This window comes from Pseudomonas sp. GW821-FHT07G10 (assembly GCF_059418545.1).
The window spans coordinates 49,852-67,946 of record NZ_JBWKQB010000012.1; the positions used below are offsets into that span (position 1 = coordinate 49,852).

The 18,095-nt window shown below is 59.8% G+C and carries 17 protein-coding genes; all 17 read left to right on the plus strand.

The genetic code is table 11. The annotated features are described in order from the left end of the window. Nucleotide 1: 1 nt before the first annotated feature. The 17 genes from rfbF (at nt 2) to AC07O1_RS15275 (ending at nt 18,034) form a co-directional block, all read left to right on the plus strand. Entirely contained in the window at nt 2–775 is a 774-nt protein-coding gene (gene rfbF, locus AC07O1_RS15195; protein ID WP_495089221.1) for a glucose-1-phosphate cytidylyltransferase, read from the plus strand. After that, nucleotides 757–1,839 carry a CDP-glucose 4,6-dehydratase gene (gene rfbG / locus AC07O1_RS15200; protein WP_494994244.1) on the plus strand — a complete coding sequence of 361 codons (1,083 nt, stop codon included), beginning with the start codon at nt 757–759 and terminating at the stop codon, nt 1,837–1,839. The genes rfbF and rfbG overlap by 19 nt, the downstream gene beginning before the upstream one ends. Further along, entirely contained in the window at nt 1,836–2,396 is a 561-nt protein-coding gene (locus tag AC07O1_RS15205) for a dTDP-4-dehydrorhamnose 3,5-epimerase family protein (protein ID WP_494994243.1), read from the plus strand. Before rfbG ends, AC07O1_RS15205 begins: the two co-directional genes overlap by 4 nt. Further along, nucleotides 2,393–3,619 (plus strand): methyltransferase domain-containing protein, encoded by a 1,227-nt coding sequence (locus AC07O1_RS15210; protein WP_495089222.1) that lies wholly within the window; start codon nt 2,393–2,395, stop codon nt 3,617–3,619. The genes AC07O1_RS15205 and AC07O1_RS15210 overlap by 4 nt, the downstream gene beginning before the upstream one ends. Beyond that, nucleotides 3,616–4,737 (plus strand): DegT/DnrJ/EryC1/StrS family aminotransferase, encoded by a 1,122-nt coding sequence (locus AC07O1_RS15215; RefSeq protein ID WP_494994241.1) that lies wholly within the window; start codon nt 3,616–3,618, stop codon nt 4,735–4,737. Before AC07O1_RS15210 ends, AC07O1_RS15215 begins: the two co-directional genes overlap by 4 nt. Then, complete coding sequence (locus tag AC07O1_RS15220; protein WP_495012221.1) at nt 4,734–5,399, plus strand: acetyltransferase; 666 nt, start codon at nt 4,734–4,736, stop codon at nt 5,397–5,399. Before AC07O1_RS15215 ends, AC07O1_RS15220 begins: the two co-directional genes overlap by 4 nt. Nucleotides 5,400–5,425: 26 nt before the next feature. Next, nucleotides 5,426–6,154 carry a cephalosporin hydroxylase family protein gene (locus tag AC07O1_RS15225; protein WP_495089223.1) on the plus strand — a complete coding sequence of 243 codons (729 nt, stop codon included), beginning with the start codon at nt 5,426–5,428 and terminating at the stop codon, nt 6,152–6,154. A gap of 55 nt (nt 6,155–6,209) precedes the next feature. Next, nucleotides 6,210–9,140 carry a TIGR00180 family glycosyltransferase gene (locus tag AC07O1_RS15230; protein WP_495089224.1) on the plus strand — a complete coding sequence of 977 codons (2,931 nt, stop codon included), beginning with the start codon at nt 6,210–6,212 and terminating at the stop codon, nt 9,138–9,140. A 30-nt stretch (nt 9,141–9,170) separates the two neighbouring features. Further along, the gene (gene pseB / locus AC07O1_RS15235) at nt 9,171–10,172 is read left to right on the plus strand and encodes a UDP-N-acetylglucosamine 4,6-dehydratase (inverting) (protein WP_494994237.1); all 1,002 of its coding nucleotides are present in this window, start codon (nt 9,171–9,173) and stop codon (nt 10,170–10,172) included. Then, nucleotides 10,169–11,326 carry a UDP-4-amino-4,6-dideoxy-N-acetyl-beta-L-altrosamine transaminase gene (pseC, locus tag AC07O1_RS15240; protein WP_495089225.1) on the plus strand — a complete coding sequence of 386 codons (1,158 nt, stop codon included), beginning with the start codon at nt 10,169–10,171 and terminating at the stop codon, nt 11,324–11,326. Before pseB ends, pseC begins: the two co-directional genes overlap by 4 nt. Before the next feature lie 34 nt (nt 11,327–11,360). Then, a complete protein-coding gene (locus AC07O1_RS15245) occupies nt 11,361–11,981 on the plus strand; it encodes a pseudaminic acid biosynthesis-associated methylase (protein ID WP_495012217.1) in 621 nt (206 codons plus the stop codon). Continuing rightward, on the plus strand, nt 11,978–12,685 hold the full coding sequence (gene pseF, locus AC07O1_RS15250) for a pseudaminic acid cytidylyltransferase (RefSeq protein WP_495089226.1): 708 nt from the start codon (nt 11,978–11,980) through the stop codon (nt 12,683–12,685). The genes AC07O1_RS15245 and pseF overlap by 4 nt, the downstream gene beginning before the upstream one ends. Beyond that, nucleotides 12,682–14,187 carry a UDP-2,4-diacetamido-2,4,6-trideoxy-beta-L-altropyranose hydrolase gene (gene pseG / locus AC07O1_RS15255; RefSeq protein WP_495089227.1) on the plus strand — a complete coding sequence of 502 codons (1,506 nt, stop codon included), beginning with the start codon at nt 12,682–12,684 and terminating at the stop codon, nt 14,185–14,187. Before pseF ends, pseG begins: the two co-directional genes overlap by 4 nt. Then, nucleotides 14,180–15,232, plus strand: a complete 1,053-nt coding sequence (gene pseI, locus AC07O1_RS15260) for a pseudaminic acid synthase (RefSeq protein ID WP_495089228.1) — start codon at nt 14,180–14,182, stop codon at nt 15,230–15,232. Before pseG ends, pseI begins: the two co-directional genes overlap by 8 nt. A 228-nt stretch (nt 15,233–15,460) precedes the next feature. Then, nucleotides 15,461–16,387, plus strand: coding sequence for a ketoacyl-ACP synthase III (locus AC07O1_RS15265; protein ID WP_494994231.1), 927 nt, complete (start codon nt 15,461–15,463; stop codon nt 16,385–16,387). An 85-nt stretch (nt 16,388–16,472) separates the two neighbouring features. Continuing rightward, the gene (locus AC07O1_RS15270; protein ID WP_495089229.1) at nt 16,473–17,765 is read left to right on the plus strand and encodes a motility associated factor glycosyltransferase family protein; all 1,293 of its coding nucleotides are present in this window, start codon (nt 16,473–16,475) and stop codon (nt 17,763–17,765) included. Beyond that, nucleotides 17,762–18,034: a hypothetical protein gene (locus AC07O1_RS15275; protein WP_494994229.1), complete on the plus strand. Its 273-nt coding sequence runs from the start codon at nt 17,762–17,764 to the stop codon at nt 18,032–18,034. The genes AC07O1_RS15270 and AC07O1_RS15275 overlap by 4 nt, the downstream gene beginning before the upstream one ends. Nucleotides 18,035–18,095: the final 61 nt, after the last annotated feature.

Consider the following 18,095-nt stretch of genomic DNA (forward strand, 5'->3'; position numbering starts at 1 on the left):
GATGAAGGCAGTTATTCTGGCGGGTGGCCTGGGTACGCGGATCAGCGAAGAGTCGCACCTCAAGCCCAAGCCAATGATCGAGATCGGCGGCAAGCCAATTCTCTGGCACATCATGAAGCAGTACTCCGCACACGGAATTCACGATTTCGTGATTTGCCTGGGGTACAAGGGCTACGCGATCAAGGACTTCTTCGCCAACTACTTCCTGCACACCTCTGACGTCACTTTCGACATGTGTAACAACCGCATGGACGTTCACCAGAACTACAGCGAGCCTTGGCGTGTCACCCTGATCGACACCGGTGAAGAGACCATGACCGGCGGGCGTTTGCGTCGCGCCCGTCGTTACGTCGAAGACGAGAAGGCGTTCTGTTTTACCTACGGCGATGGCGTGTCGGATCTGAATATCGGCGCGCTGGTGGATTTCCACTTGAGCAACGGCAAGCTGGCCACGGTCACGGCGGTGCAGCCGCCGGGGCGTTACGGCGCGCTGGAGCGTGACGGTGATCTGGTTCGTGGTTTCACCGAAAAACCTCGCGGTGATGGCGGCTGGATTAACGGTGGCTTCTTTGTCTTGTCGCCTAAAGTGCTGCCGCTGATTACCGCTGACGAGACGGTCTGGGAGTCCGAGCCGTTGACGACCCTGGCCGCCCAGGGCCAGTTGAATGCGTTCCAGCACGATGGTTTCTGGCATCCAATGGACACCCTGCGTGACAAGAACCATCTGGAGCATCTGTGGCAAAGCGGGGAGGCCCCGTGGAAGCAATGGGACTGAGTCCGCAATTCTGGCACGGCAAGCGGGTGCTGTTGACCGGTCACACCGGTTTCAAAGGCAGTTGGTTGACGTTATGGCTGCAAAGCCTGGGTGCCGAGGTCAGCGGTTTTGCCCTGGATCCGTCCACCGGGCCGAGCCTGTTCGAACTGGCGCGCGTCGCTGAAGGCATCAACGATCAGCGTGGTGATTTGCGTGACCTGGCCGCCTTGCTGGAACTGATCGCCGAGGTTCAGCCAGAAATCGTCCTGCATCTGGCGGCGCAGCCACTGGTGCGTGAAGGCTACCGCGACCCGCTCGGGACCTACTCGAGCAATGTCATGGGCACGCTCAACCTGCTGGAAGCGATTCGCCAGGTCGGCGGGGTACGTGCCTGCGTGTTGGTGACCACCGACAAGGTCTACGCCAATCAGGAGTGGCCGTGGCCCTATCGTGAGGACGAAGCCCTCGGTGGCCATGATCCTTACAGCAGCAGCAAGGCGTGTTGCGAGTTGCTCGCGCAGTCATACGCTGCCTCGTTTTTCCCCACAGAACGTTATGCCGAACACGGCCTGGCCCTGGCCACCGCGCGCGCCGGGAATGTCCTCGGTGGCGGCGATTTCGCCCCGGAGCGTTTGATCCCCGATGTGCTCAAGGCCTGGTCGGCGAATGAGCCGGTAACGCTGCGTTATCCACAGGCCGTTCGCCCTTGGCAGCATGCTCTGGAACCCCTGGCAGGTTACCTGCAACTGGCGGCGGGGCTCTTTGAGCATGGGCCGAAATTCGCCGGTGCCTGGAACTTCGGGCCTGGCGAAGGCGACATGTGCAGCGTCGGCGAAGTGGTTGAGCTGCTCTCCAGGCGCTGGCCGCAAGCGCGGGGTTTGCGCATAGAACCGAGTGATTTGCATGAGGCCGGTCTCTTGCGCCTGGACAGCAGTCGCGCCCGTCAATTGCTGGCGTGGCAACCGCGCTGGTCGTTGCAAGAGTGCCTGACGCAGACCCTGGATTGGCACCTGGCCTGGGAAAATGGCGATGACATGCGTGCCATCACCCTGGATCAGTTGAGCCTTTACCGGGGGGCGCTGTGAGCGAGTTCCGGATCAGTGCATTGCCTCTCAACGGTTTGTTCAGTGTTCAGCACAAGCGTCATGAAGATCAGCGCGGGCACTTCGCCCGACTGTTCTGCGAAGGCAGCCTGAGCGCCTTCGGCGAGCCGTTCCATATTCGTCAGATCAATCACTCCTGCACCCGTGAGCGCGGTAGCGTGCGTGGTTTGCATTATCAGAATGCCCAGGCGCCGGAAGCCAAGCTGATTACTTGTCTGCGCGGTGAAGTCTGGGACGTTGCGGTCGACCTGCGACCGGACTCGGCCACCTTCCTGCAGTGGCACGCCGAGCATCTGTGCGCCGGCGACGGCCGCAGCCTATTGATTCCGGCCGGCTTCGCCCATGGCTTCCAGACCCTGAGCGACGACGCCGAGCTGCTTTATCTGCACAGCGCAGATTATGCCCCGGATCACGAGGGTGGCCTGTCGGTGCTCGACCCGCGCCTGGCGATTGCCTGGCCCAACCCTGTCAAAAATCTGTCGGCCCGGGATGCCGCTCATCCCCGGATCGATGACCATTTCCCTGGAGTGCGTCTATGAACTGCCGAGGTTGCGGCATCCCGTTGGCTTTGCCGTTGATCGATCTGGGCACCTCGCCACCGTCCAACGCGTACCTGCGGGCTGACCAGTTGGAGCAGGCCGAGCAGTGGGTGCCGTTGAAAGTGGCGGTCTGCCAGGCATGCTGGCTGGTTCAGACCCAGGACTACACCAGCGCCGATAGTCTGTTCGATGCCGACTATGCATACTTCAGTTCCTTTTCCAGCACCTGGCTGGCCCATGCCGAGCGCTATGTGGCCGAGATGGTCGAGCGTTTCGGGCTGAGCGCCGACAGTCGTGTGGTGGAAATTGCCGCCAACGATGGTTACTTGCTGCAGTACGTTGCACAGCGCGGTATCCGTTGCCTGGGCGTCGAGCCGACCCGCAGCACGGCGCAAGCTGCGCGGGAGAAGGGGCTGGAAATACGCGAACTGTTCTTCGGCCGCGACACGGCGTTGCAGTTGCTCGGCGAGGGTTGGGCAGCGGATTTGATGGCGGCCAACAACGTGTTGGCCCATGTGCCGGACATCAATGATTTTCTCGGCGGGTTTGCAACCCTGCTCAAGCCGACCGGCGTCGCGACGTTCGAATTTCCTCACTTGCTGACGCTGATGGCCGGTCAGCAGTTCGACACTCTTTACCATGAACACTATTCCTATCTGTCGCTGAGCGCCGTACAGCGTTTGTGCGAACGCAACGGTCTGGAAGTCTTCGATGTCAGTGAACTGCCGACCCATGGCGGCTCACTGCGGGTTTTCGTGCAGCGCGCCGATGGCCAGCGCCGTGAGGTGCAACCAGCGGTGCAGCAGCAATTGCAGAGCGAGTTGGCAGCGGGCGTGAAAACCCCGGAGTACTACGCCACCCTGGCCCCCGCTGCCGAGCGCATCAAGCACGAACTGCTGCGCTTCCTGTTGCAGGCCAAGGCCGACGGCAAGCGGGTGGTCGGCTACGGCGCCGCGGCCAAAGGCAACACCTTGCTCAACTATGCGGGGGTCAAACCGGACCTGCTGGCCTGGGTGGCGGATGCCAGCCCGCACAAGCAGGGCAAGTTCTTGCCGGGCAGTCGCATTCCCGTGGTTTCTCCCGAACGGATTGAAATCGAGAAGCCGGATTACGTCCTGGTGCTGCCATGGAATCTGCTGGATGAGATCACCCAGCAATACGCAGTTGTGCGCAACTGGGGCGCTCGTTTTGTCGTTGCCATTCCGGAGTTGAGCTTCAGATGAGCCGAATTCATTACACCAAGCCCAGTGTGGGCGAGCTGGAAGCCAAGTATGTGCTGGATGCCGTGCAGCATGGCTGGGGCGAGCGTTGCTACGAATACATCACGCGTTTCGAGAAATCCTTCGCGCAGCACATGGGCGTGCCGTACGCCATCGCGACGTCCAGTTGCACCGGTGCCTTGCACATGGGGATGGCGGCGCTGGGCATCGGCCCGGGCGATGAAGTGATTCTGGCCAACACCAACTGGATCGCCTCGGCGGCGCCCATCGATTACCTGGGCGCCACACCGGTCTTTGTCGACGTGTTGCCGGACAGCTGGTGCCTGGATCCGCAGCAGGTCCGGCAAGCCATTACACCCCGGACCAAAGCCATTGTGGCGGTGCACCTGTACGGCAACCTGTGCGATCTGGACGCATTGCTGGATATCGGCCGCGAACACGGTATTGCCGTCGTCGAAGATGCCGCCGAAGCCATTGGCTCGCAATGGCGTGGAAAAGCGGCCGGCTCGCTGGGGGCCTTCGGTGCGTTCTCCTTTCATGGCACCAAGACCATGACCACCGGGGAAGGCGGGATTTTCGTGACCTCGGACAAGGCGCTGTATGAGCGGGTGCTTACGCTCTCCAATCACGGCCGGGTCAATGGCAGCACGCGCCAGTTCTGGCCGGATTTCATCGGCTTCAAATACAAGATGAGCAACCTGCAGGCGGCGATCGGGTGTGCCCAGATCGAACGTGTCGATGAGCTGATCGCACGCAAGCGCGCGATCTTCGATCGTTATGCCCAAGGGCTGCTGGATATCCCGGTGCTGTCCATGAATCCGCAACCGGATCATTCCAGGAACGGCTACTGGATGCCCACGGTGGTGTTCGACGCCAGTACCGGTGTTACTCGGGAGATGTTGATCGAAGCCTTTCAAGCTGCCGACATCGATGCCCGGGTGTTTTTCTGGCCGTTGTCGGCGCTGCCGATGTTTGCCGATAAACCGGTGGATACACCAATGGCGTTTTCGCTATCGGAGCGGGCCATCAACCTGCCGAGCTATCACGACATGAGCGATGCCGATCAGCAGCGGGTGATCGATGTTATTCGCACCGTCTGCAAGCAAAGGAATCTGCTGTGAACGTCTACTTGTTGGGCGCGGCGAACCCTGAAGCGGTGCGCATGATTGGTTCAGTCCAGCGTGCCAGCCCCACGGTGAAATTTGCCTTCCTGGACAACGATGCGGCCAAGCACGGCACGCTGTTTTACGGCATTGCGGTGATCGGCGGGGTGGAGCGGGTGGCCGACTTGAAGGGGCCGGACACGCGCTTCGTGAATCTGATCACCCGCGATACCAAAACCCGTTACGAGACGACCCGGCAGATCATCGAAGCCGGCGGAACACTGGGCAACTTTCTGCACCCGGGTATTGACCTGGCCATGACGCAATTGGGGACGGGCAACTATCTCCAGGAAGGCGTGATCATTCAGGCCGAAGTCTCCCTGGGCGATAACAGCAGCATCAGTTACGGCAGTCTGATCGGGCACGAGGGCCGAATCGGTCACTCCGTGTTCATGGCGCCCGGTGTCGCTATCGCTGGCTGTGTCGAGGTCGGCGATGGGGCCTTCATCGGCACCAACGCCACCATCCTGCCGCGTTTGCGCATCGGTCGCTGGGCCACGGTCGGCGCCGGGGCGGTGGTCACCAGGGATGTCCCTGACTACGCGGTGGTCGTGGGTAATCCCGCCCGAATTATCAAGACTCAGACTGTTCCTTATCGGGACGGCCGGGTTTTCAACTAATAAAAACCCCGTATCGGAGTGTTTGCATGAATCCTCATGAGCAGTTTCGTGAAGAAGTAAGCCAGAACATCGAAGGCTTGCAGCAAGACAAAAAACTTCAGGCTGAGTCGCTGGATTGGGTCGGTGTCACGGCCAGGCACAAGTACACCTACAACTTCAGCTGGATGGGCCGGCCGATCATTCAGTTCCCTCAGGACATGGTCGCCATGCAGGAAATCATCTGGGATCTGCGCCCTGATGTGATCGTCGAAACGGGCATTGCCCATGGCGGCTCCCTGGTGTTTTACGCCTCGATGCTGGAGCTGATCGGCCACGGCGAAGTGCTGGGTGTGGATATCGACATTCGTCAACACAATCGCGAAGCCATTGAAGCCCATCCGATGGCGCGACGGATCAGCATGATCCAGGGTTCGAGCATCGATCCGGCCATTGTCGATGAAGTTCGTGCGCGGGTTGCCGGCAAGAAAGTGCTGGTGGTTCTGGACTCCAACCATACCCACGCACACGTGCTTGAAGAGTTGCGCCTGTATGCACCGCTGGTTTCGGTCGGCAGCTACTGCGTGGTGATGGACACCGTGGTTGAAGACATGCCGCAAGATGCCTTCCCGGATCGTCCCTGGGGCAAGGGCGACAATCCGAAAACCGCGGTCTGGGCCTATCTGGAAGAGAACCGCGACTTCGAGATCGATGCACGGATTCACAGCAAGCTGCTGATCACCGTGGCGCCGGACGGCTATCTGCGTCGGGTTCGTTAAGCAACGACATCATTGTTGAGTTCATCGGGCGATACGCCGGTTGTGGGGAAAAAATATGCAAGGCAAGTACGGTTCTGAAAGCGGATTACCACTGAACGAGTTGTTGACGGTGGTCCTGATTACCCACAACCGTCCGGCATTTGCGCGCCGGGCGGTGAAGTTTTACAGCGCCTTGCCTTGCAGGATTCTGGTGCTGGACTCTTCGACCCAGGCCACCGATGGCATCGATGGCGTGTACCCCTGGGTCGACTATCAGCACCTGCCGCAGTACGGCTACTGGGGCATTCGGGCCAAGCTCGACTACGGCGTGCAGCAAGTCACCACGCCCTACATGGTGTTTGCCGCCGACGATGACTTCATCGTGCATGATGCCCTCGACGCTTCGGTCTCGTTCCTGGAAGCGAACCCCGATTACGGCATGTGCCATGGCTATTGCCTGATGTACCTGGCCCTGGCCAACAGCGTGAGCTACTACCGTCGGGACAAGAAGGTCTGTGAAGACTATTCGTCCGAGCGCGCTCAGGATCGTGTCATCGATTTCATGCATCAGTACATCCCGCCGTTCTATGCCGTTCACCGCACCGCGTTGTTGCGTGACTGGTACGCGGTCATGCCGGAGGACACCATCTTCGAATGGCAGGAAATCGGCCATGCGTACTACATGCTGGCAATGGCCAAGGCGCGAATTCTGCCGATTCCTTATGTGGTGCGAGAGGTCAATTACCTGGAGTCGGAGCACAACACCGAGATCTACAGCACCCTGACCCTCGGCGATGCCAAATCGGTGGCCGATCGTGAGGCGTTTGCCCAATTACTGGCGACGCTGCCGAGTACCCGCACCGGTCTCGACCCGGAACAGGCCAGGCAGTTGGCACTGGACAGTTTCGAGGCGATGGCCGACAGCTTGCGCACCCGTCGGGCGCTGACGGCGGAGCCGATTTTCGAGTCGCGCTGGACCAATGTGCAGAAGGGGCCGGACCGCCGATTCGGGCTTTTGCAGTACGTCGAAATGCCTTTCTACAATCAGGCGTTCTTCGACCTGTTGAGCCAGTTCGAGTTTCTGCTGCACGCCATGCCGGCCGGCCGCGTTCAGCTTCAGGGGCTCGAAGGTATCTGGACCCAGCAGGAAGACCTGATGCGGCCCCGCAACAACGACACCGCCGAAAGCGTAGTCGAGCGGCTGGGGTATGCGTACGACAGCAGCCCGTTCAACCGTCGGGTGGTCAAGCGCCTGGCGCAACAGTTGGAGCTCATGGGCGAAGCGCACGACGCACGTGACATGTTCGCCTGGGCCGAGCGTCTGGACGCGGTATCGACTCAAGGCAATGACGAGGTGTTCGGTGCCATGCGTTCCGGTCGCCTGCTCAAGTGGCTGGCGGCACGCACCCCGGACGCTGACGAAGTCGCCGCGACGTCGCGTTATCTGGCCGCCCACAACGGTGGTCCGCAGTTTGGCATTCTGGTGCTGGACCTGGACAACGACGCGGCCAGGCTACAGACCACCCTCGACAGTCTGCTGGAAGGTCACAGCCACGCGTTCAAGATCGTGGTGTTCACTACCGGCGAGGCGCTGGCGGCGACGACGGTGCACAACACTCTGCACTTTGTTTGCGTGACCCAGGCCAACTATGTCGACAAACTCAATCAGATCGCGCGTCAGTCGCCGTGCGACTGGTTGCTGCTGACTGAGGCGGGCGACGAGTTCACCGCCGGTGGCCTGTTGCGCGCCGGTCTGGAACTGCAAGCCGCCCCCGAATGCCGGGCGGTGGCCACCGATGAGATTCAGCGTGACGCCAATGGCGCATTGGTCGATGTATTCCGTCCAGGCTTCAACCTCGACCTGCTGCAAAGCCTGCCGGCGCTGATGGCGCGGCACTGGCTGATCCGCAAGGATGTGCTATTGGAGGCGGGCGGTTACAAGGCCGACTTCAGCAAGGCCCTGGAATTCGACTTGCTGCTGCGCATCATCGAGGAGGGTGGCATGGCCTGGCTGGCCCACCTGGACGAGCCGTTGTTGATCGCCCGGGCGCCAGTGCCGCAAGACAATGCCCACGAACGTCAGGCGTTGATTCGTCACCTCGCGACTCGCGGTTACAAGGCGCAAATCAGCTCAACCGAACCGGGTACCTATCACATCGATTACCGCCACCCCGAGCGTCCGTTGGTATCGATCATCGTTCACAGCCAGGACAACCTGCAGGAGTTGCAGCGTTGCCTGACCGGCATTCTGCAGAGAACCCGCTACACCCGTTATGAAGTTCTGATCGCCGACAACGCGAGCCAGTCGCCCGAGGTCACGCAGTGGCTGGCCGGCCTTGGACAACCGGGTGACAAGGTCCGTGTTCTGCGCGCCGAAGAGCGACTCAGTGTGTCGGCTTTGTACAATGTGGCCGGTCAGCAGGCTCAGGGTGAATACCTGGTGCTGCTGGCGGCGGACAGTGAAGTGGTCAACCCGAACTGGCTCGAATCCCTGCTCAACCAGGCCCAGCGTCCAGAGGTTGGCGTGGTCGGCGCCAAGCTGCTCGACCGCGACGGCAAAGTGACTCAGGCCGGGTTGATTCTGGGCATGAACGACAGTGTCGGTTCTGCCTTCGTCGGTGAATCGAAGGATGCCAAGGGCTACCTGAATCGCCTGGTGCTGGAACAGAACTATTCGGCCGTCTCGGCAGTGTGCCTGATGATCCGCAAAGCACTGTTCGACGAAGTCGCAGGGCTGGACGAAAACGCATTCGCCGAAGCCTTCGGTGATGTCGACCTGTGCCTGAAAGCGGGCCAGGCCGGCTATCTGGTGGTGTGGACTCCGCAAGTGCAGGTCATCCACCCAGGCAACCTGCCCGACGCACCGCGGGCCCTCGAAGCCTTGCGCGAAAAGTGGGCCGGGCCGTTCCAGCACGATCTGGCCTACAACAAGAACCTCGCCCTGACCGGCAAGGGGTTCACCCTTGGCAGCGCTTGCGGTGTGGATTGGACGCGGTTGCTGGTTTAAGTCTGGCGCACAGGTAAAAGGATTCACGGCATGTTCAACGGTAAATCGATTTTCATCTCCGGCGGCACCGGTTCGTTCGGCCGCAATTTTATCCGCCGGCTGCTTGAGCAGTACCAGCCCAAGCGCGTGGTGGTGTTCTCGCGCGACGAACTCAAGCAGTACGAGATGCAGCAGACCTTCAATGCACCCTGCATGCGTTATTTTCTGGGTGATGTGCGCGATGCCGAGCGTTTGCGCCAGGCCATGCGCGGCATCGATTACGTGGTGCACGCAGCGGCCCTCAAGCAAGTGCCGGCGGCCGAGTACAACCCCACCGAATGCATCCGCACCAACGTCAACGGCGCGGAAAACATCATCGCTGCGGCCATCGACAATGGCGTGAAAAAAGTCATTGCCTTGTCCACGGACAAGGCCGCGAGCCCGATCAACCTGTATGGCGCGACCAAGCTGCTGTCGGACAAATTGTTCGTCGCGGCGAACAATATCGCCGGCGATCAGCAAACCCGCTTTGCCGTGGTGCGCTACGGCAACGTTGCCGGTTCCCGCGGGTCTGTCGTGCCGTTTTTCAGCAAGTTGATTGCCGAGGGCGCGCGGCAGCTGCCGATCACCGACGAGCGCATGACCCGCTTCTGGATCACTCTGGATCACGGCGTGCAGTTCGTGCTCGACAGCTTTGCCCGTATGCACGGTGGTGAAGTCTTCGTACCGAAGATCCCGTCGATTCGTATTGTCGATCTGGCAAGTGGCATGGCCGGACATCTGTCGCATAAAAACGTCGGGATCCGTCCGGGTGAAAAGCTCCACGAACTGATGGTGCCCCTCGACGATGCGCGCATGACCCTGGAGTTTGCCGATCACTACACCATTCAGCCGTCGATTCGCTTTACCAGTGTCGATGTCGACTTCTCTGTGGATGGTCTGGGCGAGCGGGGCAAGTCGGTGAATGAAGACTTCGAGTACCGCTCCGACACCAATCCGCAATTCCTCTCGGTCGGGCAGATCGCCGAGCTGCACGCTGAGCTGTCGGCATGATCCCGTACGGTCGGCAAAGCCTGGATCAGGCGGATATCGATGCGGTGGTTGCCGTGTTGCAGTCCGACTGGTTGACCCAGGGCCCGACTATCGAGCGTTTTGAGCAGGCAATGGCTAAACGTTGCGAGGCCGGTTTTGCGGTGGCAGTCTGCAATGCCACCGCGGCCTTGCACATCGCCTGCCTGGCAGCCGGGCTCGGACCGGGTGACCGACTCTGGACCACCCCGAATACTTTCCTGGCGTCGGCCAACTGCGGACGTTACTGCGGCGCCGAAGTGGATTTCGTCGATATCGATCCGCTGACCTGGAACCTCGATGCCAACGCGCTGGCGATCAAGCTCCAGGCGGCGGAGCGCAGCGACACGTTGCCAAAAGTGCTGGTGGCGGTGGCCTTCTCCGGGCAGAGCTGTGACCTGCAGGCCATCGGCAAACTCGCCGGGCAGTATGGCTTCACGGTGATCGAAGATGCCTCTCACGCGGTCGGCGCTTCTTATTGCGGGCGCCCGGTGGGTTGCGGTGAATACGCGGCAATGACGGTGTTCAGTTTTCATCCGGTGAAAATCATCACCAGTGCCGAAGGCGGGATGGTGCTGACCAATCGCCCGGAATTGGCTGAACGTTTACAGCGTTTGCGCAGCCACGGCATGACTCGCGACCCTGCGCAGATGACTGAACCGAGCCACGGCCCCTGGTACTACCAGCAGATCGAGCTGGGTTTCAACTACCGGATTACTGACCTTCAGGCCGCGCTGGGGCTTTCGCAACTGGATAAGCTTGAAGGTTTTATCGCGCGGCGTCGTGAGCTGGCCGCCCGCTATGATCGGTTACTGGCAGATCTGCCGTTGACCCTGCCAAGTGCTCAATCCGGTGCAGAGTCAGCCTGGCATCTGTACGTGGTACGCCTGCAGCTCGAGCGGATCAAACTCAGTCATCGAGAGGTCTTCGAGGCGCTGCGCGCGTCCGGGGTCGGGGTTAACCTGCACTATATTCCGGTACACCTGCAACCGTATTACCGCGAGCAGGGTTTCACCGAAGGCGACTTCCCTGAAGCGCAGGGCTACTACGCGCAAGCCATCAGCTTGCCGATGTTTCCAATCCTGAGTGATGAGCAACAGGATTATGTGGTCGAGCAGTTGCGGCGCTTGGTCGGCTGAACAGCTGCCCATTGGCCTTTGATAAGAGTGATCTATGCGTGAAGCAAGTGAGCAGGAAATTTTCTGGCAAGGTGACTTCGGCGACGACTATGTGGCTCGCAATCAGGGCCATCAGCTAGTCGCGGCCAATCTGGCGCTGTTTTCCAAGGCGTTGGCGCGCACCTCCCGAATCGACAGCCTGATCGAATTGGGGACCAATACCGGGAACAATCTGCAAGCGCTGCATCAGTTGCTTGCGGGGTGTGCCTTGCACGGTGTCGAGATCAACGCGAAGGCTTACGCCCAAGCCCGAGCCTTGGGTATTGCCGATATCTGGCACGGGTCGTTGTTCGATTATCCCCGTGACCGGACCTTCCAGTTGACCTTGAGCAAAGGGGTGCTGATCCACCTGGCGCCCGAGCTGTTGCCTGCCGCCTACGCACAGCTCTATGAGTTGAGTGAGCGCTATATCCTGATTTGTGAGTATTACAACCCTGCACCGGTCGAGGTGCCGTATCGCGGCAACAGCGGCAAGTTGTTCAAGCGCGATTTCGCCGGCGAAATGCTCGATCGCTACACTGATCTGCAATTGCTCGACTATGGCTTTGGATACCATCGTGATCCTCAGTTTCCCGTCGACGATATCACCTGGTTTCTGCTGGAAAAACGCACGTGAACAGCGTCGCAATCATCCCCGCCCGCGGGGGCAGCAAGCGCATCCCGCGCAAGAACCTCAAGCTGTTCGACGGCGAACCGATGATTGCCCACTCGATACGTACCGCGCTGAACTCAGGCTTGTTCGATCAGGTGCTGGTCAGCACTGATGACGAAGAAATTGCTGAGCTGGCCCGCGCCCGTGGAGCAACAGTGCCGTTCATGCGCCCGGCGGAGCTGGCAGATGATTTCACCGGAACCGCAGCGGTGATCGCTCATGCCTTGAATACACTGCATGAGCAGGGACAGCACTACGAGTACGCCTGCTGCATTTACGCGACCGCTCCGTTGCTGCAAACGCGGTATTTGCGTCAGGGCCTGGACGTGTTGGAGCAGCATCCAGAGAAATTCTTTGCCTTCTCGTTGTGCAGTTTTGGCTTCCCCATTCAACGTGCGTTGACCATCGATGCGCAAGGCACTCTGACTTCGCTCTATCCGGAGTTTCGCGACACCCGCTCCCAGGATTTGCCCGCCGCCTATCAGGATGCCGGGCAGTTTTACTGGGGGCGAGCCGAGGCCTGGTTACGCGGGGACAGGCTGTTCTCTGAAAAGAGCCTGCCAGTCATTTTGCCTCGGCATCTGGTGCAAGACATCGACACCGAAGAGGACTGGAAGCGCGCCGAATACCTGTACGCCGCGTTGAAGGCCGGTGGAGAGCTTTCGTGAGAGTCCTGATCCGTGCCGACGCTTCGCTGGCGATTGGCAGTGGTCATGTGGCGCGATGCCTGACGCTGGCAAACGTGCTTCGTCAGCAGGGTGTGCAGGTGGCGTTCGCCTGTCGTCGGCTGCCGGGCAATCGCCTGGAGAGTCTGCAAACCCAGGGTTTCGAGACTTTCGCGTTGCCTGATGAGTATCCGCAGGAACATCCCGAGCAGGGCATTGAGGCGTTGTTGCCCTGGCAGGCCGAGATTGCTGAACTCCAGAACGTTTTAAAGACCACGCAACCCTTCGACTGGATCATCGTCGACCATTACGGTCTCGATCATCGTTGGCAGACGGCGGCCCGACAGTGGGCGCAGCGGATTGCGGTGATCGACGATCTGGCCAACCGGCAGCACGATGCCGATCTGCTATTGGACCAGAATCTGACGGCGACCGCGCACGTCTATGGGCCATTGACCGATCCCGGGTGCCAACAGTTGCTCGGCCCGCGCTTCGCCTTGTTGCGCGACGAGTTCCGTCGCGAGCCGATTGCGATCAAGGATCAGGCACGTCGGGTACTGGTGAATTTCGGCGGCTTTGACGCTGTGGGTGAGACCTGGAAAGCAATGTTGGCAATGGCTGACTTTGGTGAATTGGACGTTGATTTCGTGGCGGGCGTCGACAATCCGGCCTGGACGCAAATGCAGGTGCTGGCTGCCAGCCGTCCCCATTGGCGGCTGCACAGCCATGTCAGCGATTTTGCCCGGTTGATGGCCGAGGCCGATCTGTTTGTCGGCGCGGGCGGCGGTACCAGTTGGGAGCGCGCGGCCATGGGGCTGCCAACGATTTGCATTGCGGTGGCCGCCAATCAGCAACTGAACGCCGAACGCTTGGCGAGCGCCGGCGCCCATGTATATCTAGGGGCCAGCGCCCAGGTCAGTATTGAGCAGCTGCGCCTGGCCATTGGTTTTTTGCTGGGTAATGCTGGTTTGCGGCAAAGTCTGGCGCAGCGCTCCCGGCAGTTGGTCGATGGGTTGGGTGCGCGGCGTGTGGCTGTCGCGTTGTCTGGAGTTGTCCTGCAATTACGCCGGGCCACGCTTGAGGATGCGCGACTGCTGTTTGATGGCCGCAATGCCGAGGCGGTCCGCCGTTGGGCCGTGCAGTCCGAAGAAGTAAGCTGGAAGAACCATCAGGCCTGGCTCGCGGCCAGTCTATGCAACCCTCAGCGCTTGCTGTTGATCGCTTGCGCCGCTGACGGCCCTGTCGGGGTGCTGCGCTATGACCGCGACAAGGCACAGGCCGAGGTGTCGATTTATCTGTTCGAGGGGCGTTCAGGGTTGGGTTGGGGCAGGGCGTTGCTGGCGCGAGGGGAAGCGTTTGTTGCAGCGCTATGGCCTGATCTACGCCTCATCACGGCTCAAGTGCTTGCCGGCAATCAAGTGTCGTCTGGTTTGTTTCGCCGCGCCGGCTACCAGCAAAATGCCTGCGAATTCAGGCGGGTGTTAAAGGATCATCCTAATGACTAGTTTCAAGATCGGTTCGCGTTCGATCGGTGCCGATGCGCCGCCATTTATCATCGCCGAGATGAGCGGCAACCATAACCAGTCGCTGGAACTTGCGTTGCAGATCGTCGAGGCGGCAGCGAAGGCCGGTGCCCATGCCTTGAAGCTGCAAACCTACACCGCCGATACCATGACCCTGGACCTGGATCATGGTGAGTTCTTCATCAAGGATCCCAACAGCCTCTGGGCCGGCTCGTCGCTGTACGCCTTGTATGAAAAGGCCCATACGCCATGGGAATGGCATGCGCCGATTTTTGCCCGAGCCAAAGAGCTGGGCATGCTGGCATTCTCGACGCCCTTCGATGAGAGCTCGGTGGATTTCCTCGAAAGCCTGGACGTGCCGGCGTACAAAATCGCCAGTTTCGAAAACACCGATTTACCGTTGATTCGACGGGTCGCAGCCACCGGTAAACCGTTGATCATCTCCACCGGCATGGCCAGCATCGCCGAACTGGACGAGACCGTCCGCGCAGCCCGTACCGCTGGCTGCACAGATCTGGTGTTGCTCAAGTGCACCAGCACCTACCCGGCCTCCCCGGAAAACAGCAATGTGCGCACCATCCCTCATTTGCGGGAGCTGTTTGGCTGTGAGGTGGGGTTGTCCGATCACTCCATGGGTGTTGGTGTTTCAGTGGCGGCGGTGGCGCTCGGGGCGACGGTGGTGGAAAAACACTTCACCCTGGATCGTAGCGCTGGCGGTGTGGATGCGAGCTTTTCTCTGGAGCCGGCCGAGTTGGCCAGCCTGGTAATCGAAACCGAACGCGCCTGGCAGGCCATGGGCCAAGTGCGTTATGGCGTGAGCGAGGCAGAGCGGAAATCGCTGGTTTATCGCCGCTCACTCTACGTGACACGGGATATGACGGCCGGTGAAGTCTTCAATTCGGGCAACCTGCGGGCCATCCGTCCGGGCCTCGGACTGCCCCCCAAGCACATTGATGCGATACTCGGTCGACACGCTCGAAACCCTCTGAAACGTGGTACGCCACTGGATTGGTCGTTGGTCGAGTAGCAGCTTGTGTGGTTGATTCGGCAAAATAGCGTGACCTGCGAGTCATAACGCGCATCTTCACTGTATTGTATTGACCGGGAAGATGGCGCCTGGCCCCTAGCTGGCCCAGTGATGGCCTTTTATTTTTCCCGCTGGCGCCCTCTTGGGGTGATGTAAAATCTCTGTTTGTCGGCGCCCCTCGATTCCTGCGAGCGGTGGTATTCAGCTGTTTATTATTGGGAAGCCGTAATGATTGGCATAAAGAGCATTGCGAGCTACGTGCCCGTAGCCGGCGTAGACAATTACGCGCAAGGTGCAAAATTCGACAAGGATGAAGAATTCATCCTGGGTAAAATCGGTTCCGCTTTCCTGCCGCGCAAACACGCCGGGCAGGAAACCTCGGACCTGTGCGTCGAAGCAGTCAATGCACTGTTCGCCAACAATCCCGAGCTCAAGCGCGAATCGATCGATGCATTGATCGTAGTCACCCAGAACGGCGACGAAGAGGGCCTGCCGCACACCGCAGCCATCGTTCAGGACAAACTTGGTCTGCCGACTACCGTGGCCGCCTTTGATATTTCCCTGGGTTGCTCGGGCTATGTCTATGGCATCTACGCAATCAAAGGCTTCATGGAAGCTGCGGGCCTGAAGAACGGCCTGCTGGTGACCGCTGATCCGTATTCAAAAATCGTCGACCCGGAAGACCGCAATACCACCATGCTCTTTGGTGATGCTGCGACGGCTACCTGGATGGGCGAAGACGCGCCGTGGCAACTGGGTAAAGCCAAGTTCGGCACTGATGGCTCTGGCGCGCCGCACTTGAAAGTCACCGATGGAGTGTTCTTCATGAATGGTCGTCAGGTGTTCAACTTCGCCTTGTTGAAGGTTCCGGCGCATTTGCATGAGCTGCTTGACGATTCCGGCCTGCAGGCCAGCGATATCGATGCGTTCTGCATTCACCAGGGCAGCGCGGCAATCGTCGATGCGGTGGCGCGACGCTTCGAAGGCGAACCGGAAAAGTTCATCAAGGACATGGTCGAGACCGGGAATACGGTGTCATCGAGCATTCCGCTGCTGCTGGAAAAGCACGTGCTCGACAGCTCCTGGAAGCGCGTCGCGCTAAGCGGTTTCGGTGTTGGCCTGTCTTGGGGCTCTGCGATTATCTATCGCCCTTGAACTAAAGTCCCCGGCAGCAAAAATAGCGCTCCAAGGTGTAACCTTGAGCGCTATTTTTTTTTGCATGAATGATGAGCGAGGCAGCATGAGCGAGAGCTTTGAGCACAATGCCCAGGTAATACAGAACCGCTGGCCGGCGCTGCTCGCCCGTCTGTTGGATGAAGACAGCCAGGCCTTGCAGGCCGATTTGGTGGAGGGTCTGGGTTCGACCCTGAGCATTGCCGGCATTCAGCTCACCAGTCGCCATGATCGTACCCGCGAGGCTCGCTTACAGGCCGACAGTCTGCCTCCCGAGAGCCCGGTGCTGCATGTCTATGGCACGGGGCTGGGCGACCTGCAGCACGTGTTGCTGGAACGGCCGATGCTTCAACGTCTATATGTTCATATCCTCAACGGCGCGATTTTCGCGCTGGTACTGCAGTTGCTCGACCAGCGGCAATGGCTCAACGATCCACGCGTCGAGCTGATGTATGCAGGTGACTTGTCAGACATTCGGTTGCCGTTTTTTGTGCTGCCCTCCGAGATGGTGCTGGCGGATGACTTCAATGCCAGGATCCGGGATCGATTGGTCAGCGAGGTGCATTTGAGCTTCAACAATCGCGAGTTCGATCCGCAGTCCCCGCAGATCATCCAGCGCCTGCAGGACAGTCTTGAACTGGTGCGCAGCGATCGTGATGTTGCCGAGCTATTTGGCTCGCTGGCGGGTCAGGGAATCTACGTGATTGCTACCGGGCCGAGCCTGGAGCAGCACTTTGACAAACTACGGACTATTCGCGCCCAGGCGCAGCGCCCCTTGTTCATCAGTGTCGATACGGCCTACCGGCCGTTGATTGAACACGGCATCAAGCCAGATCTGGTGGTGAGCGTCGACCAGCGGATCAGCGCCCGACACTTGCCGCCTGAAGACTCCGACAACATACCTCTGGTGTATCTGCCGATGAGTGATCCACAGGTGATGTCTGCCTGGAAAGGAGTGCGCTACGCGGCCTACTCTGCCAGCCCGATCTATGCTGCGGTGCGCAAGCAAATCGCTAAAGCCGAACTCTACGTCGGCGGCAGTGTGATTCATCCGGCGGTAGATCTGGCGGTGAAGATGGGGGCGGCGCAGATCACCGTATTCGGAGCCGACTTTGCCTTCCCGATGAACAAGACCCACGCCGGCTGGAATGATGGTGAGCTGGGGCCGGGCGTTGATCTGGCCAGGCACTGGGTGCTCGATGGTCATGGGCAGCGGGTCAAGACGCAGTTGAATTTCCGCCGCTACCTGAATGAGCTGGAGCGTTACATTGCCAGGCATCCACAGGTGCGTTTCTTCAATAGCAGTCGGGCGGGCGCGATGATTGCAGGCACGGCGTTCAATCAGGAGTTCGTGCAATGAACCGGATTGCGCAGTGTGTTATCGACAGTCGGCAGTGTGCCGGGCTGTTCCGCCTGGGACGCGATGTCGAGGCGGCATTGAATATGGTCGAGGTGTTTGACGAGGCGCAGAGCCTGTTCAGCCGAGCCTCGCCGGATATCCAGCAGCAGTGGGCGCAACTCCTGATGCGCATACTGGCCTGTCAGCAGGCCCAGGATTGGTCAGGGCTTGCTGATTACATGGAGTATGAACTGGTCGAGCTGCTGGATTCCGGCCTGAGTTATTCCTGAAAAATCCTGTTCCGGTAAAAAGCGTCCTGCTCTCCTCATTGCCGGCAATTCTCTGACGTCA